The organism is Paraburkholderia caffeinilytica (genome assembly GCF_046030355.1).
Taxonomy (GTDB): Bacteria; Pseudomonadota; Gammaproteobacteria; order Burkholderiales; family Burkholderiaceae; genus Paraburkholderia; species Paraburkholderia caffeinilytica_B.
Map to the genome: position 1 here is coordinate 1 of NZ_JAQQCQ010000025.1, position 11,447 is coordinate 11,447.

At 56.8% G+C, this 11,447-nt stretch carries 8 protein-coding genes and 1 pseudogene; 4 read left to right on the forward strand and 5 right to left on the reverse strand.

Translation table 11 applies throughout. The features are described from left to right. Positions 1-46 precede the first annotated feature (46 nt). The 3 genes and pseudogenes from uraH to PQQ95_RS29485 all read right to left on the reverse strand — a co-directional run bounded on the left by uraH (position 47) and on the right by PQQ95_RS29485 (position 2,798). Positions 47-400: a hydroxyisourate hydrolase gene (uraH, locus tag PQQ95_RS29475; protein ID WP_074283346.1), complete on the reverse strand. Its 354-nt coding sequence runs from the start codon at positions 398-400 to the stop codon at positions 47-49. Positions 401-576: 176 nt separating this feature from the next. Continuing rightward, positions 577-1,506 (reverse strand): annotated as a pseudogene (locus PQQ95_RS29480) (LysR substrate-binding domain-containing protein); the annotation flags it as partial. A gap of 362 nt (positions 1,507-1,868) precedes the next feature. After that, complete coding sequence (locus tag PQQ95_RS29485) at positions 1,869-2,798, reverse strand: LysR family transcriptional regulator (RefSeq protein WP_408443975.1); 930 nt, start codon at positions 2,796-2,798, stop codon at positions 1,869-1,871. An 899-nt stretch (positions 2,799-3,697) separates the two neighbouring features. Here PQQ95_RS29485 and PQQ95_RS29490 point away from each other — a divergent pair. Further along, complete coding sequence (locus PQQ95_RS29490; RefSeq protein ID WP_408443978.1) at positions 3,698-5,077, forward strand: nucleobase:cation symporter-2 family protein; 1,380 nt, start codon at positions 3,698-3,700, stop codon at positions 5,075-5,077. A gap of 14 nt (positions 5,078-5,091) precedes the next feature. On the opposite strand, the gene PQQ95_RS29495 is transcribed toward PQQ95_RS29490, so the two are convergent. Beyond that, a complete protein-coding gene (locus PQQ95_RS29495) occupies positions 5,092-5,994 on the reverse strand; it encodes a LysR family transcriptional regulator (protein WP_408443981.1) in 903 nt (300 codons plus the stop codon). Positions 5,995-6,189: 195 nt separating this feature from the next. On the opposite strand from PQQ95_RS29495, the gene PQQ95_RS29500 reads away from it, so the two are divergent. From PQQ95_RS29500 to PQQ95_RS29510, 3 genes are all read left to right on the forward strand, one after another. Beyond that, on the forward strand, positions 6,190-8,043 hold the full coding sequence (locus tag PQQ95_RS29500; protein ID WP_408443983.1) for an amidohydrolase family protein: 1,854 nt from the start codon (positions 6,190-6,192) through the stop codon (positions 8,041-8,043). A gap of 186 nt (positions 8,044-8,229) precedes the next feature. Then, entirely contained in the window at positions 8,230-8,955 is a 726-nt protein-coding gene (locus PQQ95_RS29505; protein ID WP_408443985.1) for a YczE/YyaS/YitT family protein, read from the forward strand. Between the two features lie 383 nt (positions 8,956-9,338). After that, positions 9,339-10,352 (forward strand): porin, encoded by a 1,014-nt coding sequence (locus tag PQQ95_RS29510; RefSeq protein WP_408443988.1) that lies wholly within the window; start codon positions 9,339-9,341, stop codon positions 10,350-10,352. Between the two features lie 88 nt (positions 10,353-10,440). Here PQQ95_RS29510 and PQQ95_RS29515 read toward each other — a convergent pair whose 3' ends face one another. Beyond that, complete coding sequence (locus PQQ95_RS29515) at positions 10,441-11,250, reverse strand: DNA-binding transcriptional regulator (protein ID WP_408443991.1); 810 nt, start codon at positions 11,248-11,250, stop codon at positions 10,441-10,443. Positions 11,251-11,447: the final 197 nt, after the last annotated feature.

Consider the following 11,447-nt stretch of genomic DNA (forward strand, 5'->3'; position numbering starts at 1 on the left):
CGGCTGCGGGGTTGAAAGATGCGGCGCCGTGCGCTTAGCTGCTCCCTTAGCTGCCCCGATAGGTGCTGTACGACCACGGCGACACCAGCAGCGGCACGTGATAGTGCGCACCGGCATCGGCTACGCCGAAGCGCAGCACGACGCGATCGACAAAACGCGGCTCCGGCACCTTCGTACCGATCGATGCAAAGTAGTCGCCGGCGCCGAACACGAGTTCGTATTCGCCCGGGACCAATGCGTCGCCTTCTAGCAGCGGCTGGTCGCAGCGGCCGTCGTCATTGGTGGTGGTGGTTTTGAGCGCGCGGCGGGTATCGCCGGAGAGCGCGAAGAGTTCGACCTTGATGCCCGCGCCGGGACGGCCGTTTGCGGTGTCGAGCACGTGCGTGGTGAGCTTTCCCATTTGCAATAGTCCTTGTCAATGAAGGCGAGACTTAGGCAGTAGCCCGACTCAGAATGTGTTTGCTGCGGATCGCGTTCCCGGCGTGATGGTTCCAGACACCTGGGTCATCCAATCGGAGCGCCGTGAAAGTCCATCTGGGAAGGGGGCGTGCATCCGCGCTCCTCGTGACGTGGCAGTGGTTGCTCGACTAGCGTTTGTGTGGCTGCGGCGATCATATTTCGCAACCAGCGTATGTCGTCGGAGTAGTGGGAACGTTCGTGCCATAGCTGGTAATACGAAATCTGAGGAAAATCGAGCGGGGCGGGCAGGATCGTCAACGGCAGCGACTTTGCATAGTATTCGGCGAAAAGTTGCGTCGTCGTGAAGATCAGGTCCGACTCGATCACCGCGTATGGCGCTAAAGTAAAGTACGGTAACGTAACAGCCACTTGGCGTTTTAAGCGCTTACGCGCGAGATGGATATCGATCGCATCCCGTTGTCCGACCGAATAGGGTGTCGGCGCAAGATGAGGCGCCTTCAGATAGGCATCGAGAGTCAATCGGCCGCGACGGGTAAGCGGATGCGTATTGCCCATCAGACACACGACCTGGTCGACGACTAACCGCGCGAGGTGTAATTGCTCAGGCGGTTCAGGCCAGTCGCCAATTACGATGTCGAGCTCACCTTCTTCAAGCGCCAACTCATAGTCGAACGACGGCCCCAACGAATGGAATTCGAGCGTGGCATTCGGCGCCGCCCGGCGGAAAAATGCGATGACTGTGGGGACGAACAGGATGTTCAGAAAGTCCGGGCAGCCAATCCGGAAGCAGCGGATCGAGGTGGACGGATCGAAGTTGTGTTGCTGAACTCCGATACGATCGATCTCATGTAATGCATTCTGCGCGGACGCGAGAAGCCGCAGCCCGTACTCGGTCGAGACCATCCCGCGCTCGCCCCGTACAAGTAGCGGGTCGGCGGTGATTTCGCGTAGCCGGCGTAATGCCGCACTAACCGCAGGCTGCGACTGATCAAGTTTGACTGCCGCACGCGTAACGCTGCACTCTGTCAGAACAGTGTGCAAGACCCGTAGTAAGTGCGTATCTATCAGCTCGCTTTGCTGAGTCATGATCCCTCCATGGACAACCAGGACGCTGTTGCGAAATCATCTTTGGTGTTTAAGTCCTCTTTGCCCGATGCTAAATTCCTGTTCCCCCTGATTCGAAACGAAACCCGATGCCAAAGGGACCTGGTGACGGCGAATCTGCTTATTCATCGAATACGTGCAATACCTATGGCCTGACTCGCGTCTGAACGGTGTCTTCAGCTTTCAGGCTCAAAAGGAGGTCTGTAATTAGACTCAAAAACGATGCATCTGAATTCAAAAAAGGACTGCGAATTGAATGAATTCATCCATGTTCAGGGAAAATTGTCGAGCCTTGTCAAACCTGCGGAGTTTTTAAAGACTGTCCTGAACCGTACGTGGCTTTTCTACTGATTCGTCTGGTCGAAAGATGACAGGTTCAACCACCACTCATTCTGAAACTGCTCCTGCAGGAACTGGATCAGCACGGTCACCTTGGCCGGAACCAGTTTCGGCGACGGGAATACTACGTGGATTTCCTGGTCGGGCAGGATATGGTCGGCCATGATCTGTCGCAGGTGGCCGCCGGCAATCGCACCGGCCGCCACGTAGTGCGGGACGATGGTGACGCCGAGATCCGCCCGTGCGGCCGTGACCAGCGACGAAAGATTGTTCGAACGCAGCCGCCCGTTCACGAAGATCGACACCCGATCGCCCGTGGGCGTACGCATATGCCAATAGTTGTCTTCCTGAACGCTGCTGTAGACAAGGCAAGCGTGCCGCGACAGTTCTGTATGCGACTTCGGCTCGCCGTGTTTTGCCAAATAGTCCGGCGACGCAACCATGACCCACGGGTTCAAGCCGATATAGCGACCTCCGAGCGATGAATCGGCGAGCGAGCCGAGGCGTATCGCGGCATCGAGTCCAATCCCGACCAGATCGACATACCGGTCGTCGTGGCTCACGTCCACACGAAGATCGGGATGCATCCCCATGAATTTGACCAGCAGCGGAACGATGATCCGCCGGCCAAACGTCAGGGACGTGCCAACGCGCAATTGGCCTTCAACATGTGTGTGCCGTCCGAGAACGATGTTTTGCGCTTCATCGTAAAAGCGTACGAGATCCTTACATTTCTCATAGTAACGCGCGCCGATTTCGGTGAGGCTGACCGCGCGCGGATTCCTGTTAAGCAGTCTCGCATTCAGCCTGCCCTCAATGGAATTGATGTGCTTCGTAATGGTTGGCTGGGTCAGCTGGAGTTCTCGCGCAGCCTTGGAAAAGCTTCCCATTTCCACCACCCTGATGAAGATCTGCAACTCCGTGAGGCGATCCATGTCCCCCTCCATTTTTTGCTATTAGATCAAAGCTTCGGTCTCTGTGCGCACTTCCTGGCATTCGCGGACGGAATACCTGTTATTCGATTCGGTCGCATTGCGGGATCGATCAGCATGGATTTACCATCCGGCCACGTTCCAACCCACAGTGCAGGCGGAGGTGACAACGATGAGCCGCATGACTGCCGTAGATATGCCGTATGGGTAATGAAAAAGGAAGGCTCCATGCGTGCGTTCGGGATCCAGGGAGCGGCGATCAATTCCCCGTCCACGGCTATGGAGCGCCGTGGCAGGAACGTGCGTACGCTGGCGCGGCACGCGAAAGAGGCGTCACATATAGGTGAAGGGTATACCCGGGGCGAGGCCAGTGATATTGGTGTTTGCATCGGTGCCTCGCGACTTCCGGACGGTTACTCCAAAGGAACCTACCGAGCCTGCTTAACTTGTCTAAGCCATTGTTCACGGCGTGGTCGAGCGAGGGGCGATCAACATTTCGTCCGTTAGCGGTTCGAAGGGCGCTTTGGGGTAAACCATCTACTCATCTTCGAAAGCCGGCATGCAGGATTTCTCCGTGGACGTAACGGCTGAGAAGTACATGTAGCAGATCGTTATATAACGCATTCCTAATGGAATAATAATGAGAGGGGACGCCCACATAGCTCAACGAAACCAGCGAACAAGTCGGCGAAACGTGATCGGAATATTTTGGGGTACGCCGTCTGTGACGGTGACCCGCTTCAACAACATAAGCCTGAAACGTGGCGGAACGGTGAGCGCACACGAGGTATTGTCTACAAGGGCCGAACACAGGTCAGCAGAGAGTCGCCTCGCGGGGTGTAAAGGTCGCATCGCTGTGCGTCAACTTCTCGGTAATCTGTTTCATTCAGATAGGAGGGGCCATGGGCCAATCGACACATCCCGTTGACGAGGTGCTGCCGTTCGGGCAGATGCTGGCAGTCGGCATCCAGCACGTACTTGTCATGTACGCTGGCGCAATCGCTGTACCGCTGATCATCAGCGCGGCGCTCAAGCTTCCCAAGGATCAGGTTGCGTTTCTGATCAGCTCCGATCTCTTCGCCTGCGGCATCGTCACACTAATTCAGTGCATTGGGATCTGGAAGTTCGGAATTCGCCTTCCAGTCATCATGGGCGTTAGCTTTGCACCGGTCGGCCCGATGGTGGCCATGGCCAATTCGGGGTTGGGATTACCCGGCATCTTCGGCGCGACCATGGCAGCGGGCGTCTTTGCGATCATCATCGCGCCTTTCTTTGGCAGACTGATGCGGTTTTTCCCACCCGTTGTCACGGGTACCATCATTCTGACGATCGGCATGACGCTGTTCCCGGTAGCCATCAACTGGGCGGGAGGCGGACACGGTTCCCCCAATTTCGGCGACCCCAGGAATCTGCTGATCGCGACAGTGGTGCTTCTCGTGATCTTGCTGATCAACAAATATCTGAAAGGATTTCTCGCCAACATTTCGGTGCTACTGGGGATGATCGTTGGCTTCCTGATTGCGCTTCCGCTCGGGTTTGTGAACTTCTCCGGCATTGGGCAGGCCGCCTGGTTTGCGCCGGTTTATCCGTTTGCCTTCGGCTTTCCGACCTTCGATGTTGGCGCTATTGCTTCACTATGTCTCGTGATGGTCGTCGTGATGGTCGAGTCTCTCGGTATGTTTCTCGCGTTGGGCGATCTCACCAAGCGACCCGTCACGCATGACGACGCCTCGAGGGGGCTGCGTACCGACGGTCTCGGTACGCTTATTGGCGGCATTTTCAATACGTTTCCCCACTCGTCGTTCTCGCAGAACATTGGTCTCGTCGGTATTACCGGCGTCCGCAGCCGGTGGGTGGTGGCGGTTTCAGGGGTGCTGTTGTCGTCGTTGGGTCTGCTGCCAAAGCTGTCGAACATTATCGCGTCTATTCCCGTTGTGGTGCTGGGTGGCGCAGGCATTGCGATGTTTGGAATGGTCGCCGCAACGGGCATTAAGATCCTCAGCAAAGTACACTACGAAAGCAAGAACAATCTGCTCATTGTCGCGATCAGTTTGGGCGTTGGTGTGATCCCGCTGGCGGCGCCGACATTCTTCCATCAATTGCCGCAGTGGACCGGTGCGCTTACGCACAGTGGCATTACACTTTCCGCAATCACAGCAATCCTGCTTAACGCGTTCTTCAATCGTGCGGAGTCGGTTGAGGATGTCGAACGAGAACTGGCAGCGGAACTGGCAATGAGCCTTCAAACGGATCCGGAGAATAGGTCAACTCCGCATGCATGATTGGCTGCGCAAAGTCATCCGCTCATCGCCCCCAATACACCCATGATTTCCTCAGCGAGCAACAAGCTCGCCAGCCCGTGCCCCAGTTTTTCGCGACGGACGAGGGAGAGGACGTTCTTGCTAAAAGCGCGGTCACGAATCTGTCGGTAAGTGAGAATCTCCTGGCGGTGCTCTTCCGCGATGTCGAACTTGCTGAGAAACGCAATGCTCTCGCCCGCGGCGGCGAGGCGTTTCATCGTCTCGATCGAATTCGTTCGAAAAGCTGGCTCGACACTCAGCCCCGCTTCCACGAAAGTGTCGGCGACGATGCCGTGCATCAGCATGGACCGGTCGGCGAAGATGAGCGGATAAGAGGTGCAGTAAGCGAGCGGTATGGATTCCATGCGCGCCAATGCATGGCTCGGTGCGATCACCGCACCGAGACGCGTGTCCATTTCCCAAAGAATTTCGAGTTGTGGCGATGCCGCCAAATTGAAGCCCAAACCCAGATCGGCTTCACCGCTGACTAGCGCGTCCAGGATTTCGCGCCCGGACACGGCTCTGATCGAAATCTTGATATGAGGGTGGTGCGCACAGAAACTTGCTGCTGCAGTGGAGGCGATTCCGCTGGCCAGCCCCGTCACGGTGGCAATGATCACCTCACCCTTCTGCAGCGTCTTGAGGTCACGTATCTCGGCTTCGACCTGGCGGTATTCCAGAATGGTTTTGCGCACATGGGCGAGGAGGATTTCTCCTGCCGGCGTCGGCCGCAGTCCGCGCGGCAGGCGCTCGAACAATGGTTCGCCGATCTCCTCTTCAAGAAGCAGCAAATGCTTATTGATGGCGGAAGGGGCAATGTGCAGCTTCTCGCCGGCACCGCGGATCGAGCCGGAACGCGCAACCTCGTCGAGGTAGCGCAGCAATCTTGAATGGAGCATGGTCGGCTGTCTCCCCGGTCGGTCGCCTGCCTCTCTGGTCAGCATAGCGTACTCGAAAAGTGCACGCTCTGTGCAAAAAACACTTCTTTTTAGAAACGCTCACTTCAGTCTTAATTGCACCAGTCGCGTTGGTTGGCGATTGGATGTGAAAGAGATCGATGACACAGGCTTTACGTCGCTCTCTCTCCGCGAACATTGCTCCGCATCTACGCTGGCCAGTTTGTTCGTTGCGGCGCGGCAAAAAGCAGGCCCAAACTAATTGATGAAAGCGAGACAACCATGTATCAAGAAGTCAGCGAGAGAAACGTCACAGCATCCGGGCAACAGGGTAAGGCGAGTGCCCACTACGATCAGGTGAGAGCGATTTTTGAAGTTCTCAACGGGAGAAAAGAAGCCGATCTTCTGCTGAAGAATCTGAATATCCTCGACGTCCACAGTGAAACTGTCTATCAGGGATCCATTCTCGTTTACGACAAACGCATCGTCGCATTGAATCCCGACGAAACGGCTATCAAGGTGCGTGAAGTTTTCGATGGCGAAGGTCTCTATGCGATTCCAGGGCTGATCGACGCTCACGTCCACTTCGATGCGCAATTGGCTCATCCGGCAGCGTTCGCCGAGGCCATCGTCCCTTGCGGAACGACCACCATTTTCTCCGAATGCCTCGATTTTGTGAGTGCGGCGGGCGCGGAAGCGGTGGAGGCAACCGAGCAGTTGTTCAAGAACCACGAACGTTTACCCTACCGGGTCTACGCGTTTGCACCTGGAAAGAAAACGTCCGTGGCAGTCACCGACGCGCTGCTGAAGATGGATCCGGTGATTGGCCTCGGCGAGCTCGCGCATCTGACCTACAGCGTGGGTAACGACGACGACTTCCGCAAGTCGGCCCTGGGGCGTGCCAAGGGTGGTTTCATGAACACCCACTGGGGTGTGACCACGCTGTCGGACATGATGCTGAACTACATGCCCGCAATCGGCGCCTTCGCCAACCACGATGTCTGGAAGGAGGATGACATCGAGAAAAGCGTTCGCTACGGCCTTCAGACGCAAATCAAATTTGGCGTCGGCAGCAGCGAGGTGATTAAAATCATGCTGCGTGCGATTGTCAAACGTAAGTGGCCTGCCGAGAACTTTCAACTGTGCGCAGACAATATCTCGGTCGACCGCCTGTTGACCAAGGGTCACATGGACTGGATCGTTTCGCTGTGCGCCGAAATGGGCATCGATCCGATCAAGGCGATCAAGATGGCGACCCTCTATACGGCGCGTGCATTCCGGATGGACAACAAGTTCGGTTCCCTGACGCCGGGCCGCTTCGCCGATATCGTGCTGACCGACAGCCTGTCAAAGATCAACCCGCGTTTTGTTTTCAAGGACGGCGAACTGGTCGCCAAAGATCGCAAGCTGTTGAAGCACGCTGACATCGACTATTCCAGCATGGTGAAAAAGCCGGTTCCGGGTCTTGGCGATCTGACGCCGGAACAACTGGATCTTGTACCGCTGGAAATCTCGGCAGACGGCAAGCAGGCGAAGGTGTACCTGTTCGACGTCTATGGCCGAGGTCACGAAAAGTTCTATCAGGAGGTGTGGGTGCCGTTGCAGGACGGCAAAGTCGTCGCTGAAGTAGGGGGCGTCAAGCTCAACCGGATTTCAGTCGTACAGCGCTATGCCAATGGTAAGCGTCATGTAGTCAACGGTCTGTTCAAGGGCGTTTATATCGACCGCGGCGCCGTGGCAACGTTCTGGCCCGCACCCAAAGCGTACTTCGTTGCGGTTGGGCAGGACAGCGCGGAAATGTGCCACTGTCTCCAGCAGGTCGACACCTATGCGGGCGGTTGCGTCGTCACCGACAACAAGGAAGTCAAGGCGGTGCTACCCCTCGACATCTACGGCGTCCAGGCCAACATGAACCTTTCCGAGTTGCTCGGCGCGACCCGCGCTATCGACGCCGCGTTGGAGGCGATGGGCAACCGCAATGAGGGCGAGCCGGTGGTGAACAAGCTTCTGACCTTGTTCATCTCTCTCGACCGGTTCGGTTTCATGGTTTGATGTTAACCCCATAGGAGGAGAACGCCGGCGGGTGCGCTAGATTCCCGCCGGCCGTGGGAGCCGAGGATGGAACCGGCACGTTCATGCCGGTCAATCGCGGAAGACTCCTTACCATAGCGTGGTGTCCCATCATCAAGAAACGCGGACAGCACCGCACAAAAGCAGGCAGACAACCAAGGGGCAGTCATGGCGCATCATGCAAGGGAAGCTGAAGTCATTGATACCGGGAATCTTAAACGGCGCTGGATCACCTACATCATTGGCATTTACATACTGACCATGGGCATCAGTCTGGCCGTCAGGGCCGGCATAGGCATTTCGCCGCAAAGCAGCCTGACCCGAACGATGACCCTCGTATACCCGCGTCTGAGTCAGGGCACGTACAACTTTATGCTTGAGTTGTTCATGCTGTTCCTGACTTATCTGGCCGCGCGGAAAGACTTCAAACTGAAGAACTTCGCCTCGCTGATTCCGGCATTTGTGTTGGCTTCATGCCTGGATCTGAACTTGATGCTGACCAGGTCGATCGGCTTTCAGGACTATCTCCCGAAGTTCTTCCTGTTAGCTTTCGCAGACGCATTGCTGGCGTTGGGCCTGTTCCTGATGATCCGGGCGAATCTGGTGCTCATGCCGATCGATATGTTCGTCAATACGCTTTTCAAGCGTACGGGATTGAGATGGGGGGACATCAAGACGGGCTTCGACTGCACGCTTTTGATCATTAGCGCCGCGATCGGTTTCGCCCTGCTTGGCGGCCCCAAGTTCATCCGCGAAGGCACGTTCATGAATGCCATTCTGGTGGGGCAGTACATCAAACTCTATTTCTTTCTATTCCAGAAAATCAAAACAGCGATCGCGTCGTATCATCGAAGATCTTTGGAGCATCAGTCCTACTCGCGTCAGCGATTTTGAAACAGGACGGTTGCCATCCACTCACTCGCTGGCAATCGTCCCGGTTTGCGCATCGCGTCAAAGTCGACGCATGCGCACATGCCGACGCGAGGCATATCAGGTGCGGCTTCCCACGTAATCGATTGTTTGTAATCGCGTGATCTGATCGCCTGCAGGCCGCATCCGGCACGCTGCCGCATTTGTGCGCGTCCGGGCCACAGGCCCTCGATCTCGGCCTCAAGTACAAGTTTCACCCGCAATTACCCCCGGCTTCGAGACGTCAATTCTGGCGTCGGCATCCGCTCGTCATTTAAAAGAACGAAAGAGGGAATACCATGTTTATAGAAACTGCTTGCACTGCCTTGCTGAAAAGGATCTGCCGCATTACTCCGATAATCGCCTCTATGGTGATAGGCGCTCACGCATACGCGCAATCGAGTGTGCAGCTATATGGCATCGTCGATACCTGGGTCGGTGTCCAGAAATATCCCGGCAAGAGTGCCAGCTGGCAGGAAGGCGGCGGTGGTTTGTCTACTTCGTTCTGGGGCTTCGGTGGTCAGGAGGACCTGGGTGGTGGCTACAAGACGATCTTTGCTATCGAGGGATTTTTCCGCCCACAGAATGGTGCGTACGGCTCCTTTAATGGTGATCCGTTTTTCTCACGTAACGCCTATGTCGGTCTCACGACACCCGCCGGCACCGTCACGCTTGGACGCCAGAGCAGCCTGCTGTATTTGCAGGCATGCCAGTTCAATCCGTTCTACGCTTCTTTCACGTTCTCGCCGACCATCGTGCAGATGTATGCCGGCCTCGGTACTTATCCGGCGTATAAGACCGATCAGGGGATCGTCGGCGGGACTGCCTGGAGCAATGCGGTTCAGTATGCCACGCCCGATCTGCACGGCTTCGTCGGCCACGCACTCTACGCGTTCGGCGACAGCGCCTCGGGGAACGGCAGCAAACAGTATTCGCTGCAGGCTTCTTATCGGAATGGCCCCTTCGCCGCCGGCGCCGTCTACCAATACGCGAACTTTAATTCGGCGGCGGGTGATCTGAATTCCCTGCTGAAGGGTTTTCACAGCCAGGCAGCGACGCAGCTCGCGGCTTCGTATGAGTTTTCGATTGCGAAGCTATACGGTGAATACACCTATACCGACAACAATGTGATCAACAAGGATTTCCACGTCAACATGTTCGAGGGCGGCGCGACTATCACCATCGGAACGAGCAGGATTCTGGCGTCGTACGCGCATTCGCGCGATTCCGGCGGCCTTAACCAGACACGCCAGACTGCGTCGCTGGGATACGACTATCCGCTCTCCAAACGCACGGACCTCTACGCCGTCTATATGTACGACCATTTTGCCGGTTTGTCGTCTGGGGAGACTGCCGGAGTGGGGATTCGCGCGCGGTTCTAGAAGAGAGAATCCGCAACGCTTGCCCCGGGTTTGTTATAGCGCACCGGTACTCAAGCAGGAATCGGCAGAGCCCCCGAATCTCGTGAATTCAGCGCTCGCCGTTAATTGGCGTCGATTCGCTGGCGAGCGCAGCGGTCATTTGCTCTGCCGCATTCTGAAGCTCCGGTACATAGCGCACCTTCGCTTCGGCGAGCGTCACGGCGCGTGAAAGAAACACCACGTTCAGACTCGCCAGCACGCGCTCCTGCGCTACAACCGCAACGGCCACTGCGCCGATCTTGCTTTGAGCGGCCCAGTCGCCGTGATTGGAGCCGAAGCCGTCCGCACGGACCCGGCGCAGGAGACTCCTGACCAGCGCATCGTTGCTGGCGATCGCCTTCTGCTCCTCTCCGCCCACGCCTGAGCGGAGCAAGTCGAGAATGTCCTCGCGCTCGCCGTCGGGGCACATCGAAAAATACACGCGCCCGGCTGCCGTCAGCAGAATCGGCAAGCGTCGCCCAACCATCGACCGATGAAATGACAAGGGACTGAAGCGATGCGTCGTCTCGCGGATGATCATCGCGTCGCCGTCCGGCGTGGTCAGATCCGAAGGCCATGCAACGCGCTGCAGCAAGCGGCCCATGATCGGCGGCGCAATCGTAGCGATTCGTTCGTCGTCCGTAAAACCTTCGCTCAATGCGCGCACCTTGAGCGTCAGGCGAAAGCTGTCGTCCGACGCGCTGCGCCGCACGAAACCTTCCTCCATGAGCGTTTCCAGCAGCCGCCGCGCGGTAGTGCGATGCAGCCCCGTCAGCTCGCTGATTTGCTGGCTTGTTGCGCGGCCGCTCTCCATTGCATTGAGCGCCTGTAGAACCTGAAGGCCCCGCGACAGACCCCGCACGCTGGTGTATTGGGTCACGGATTTTTCCTTTGAAAATCAACAATGTGCATTGTATGCACAATTTTCACAAATTGTTGAGCGCGCTGGTGGCTGCTCCTAGACTGCGAACAAATCAATCATTCAGGCAGGCACGCAAGGCCGATCCGTTCGCGACATGTTGCCGTGGCGATGGACGTTTGCCACATCGCGTACTTCCTGAATATTTCAAACAAGTC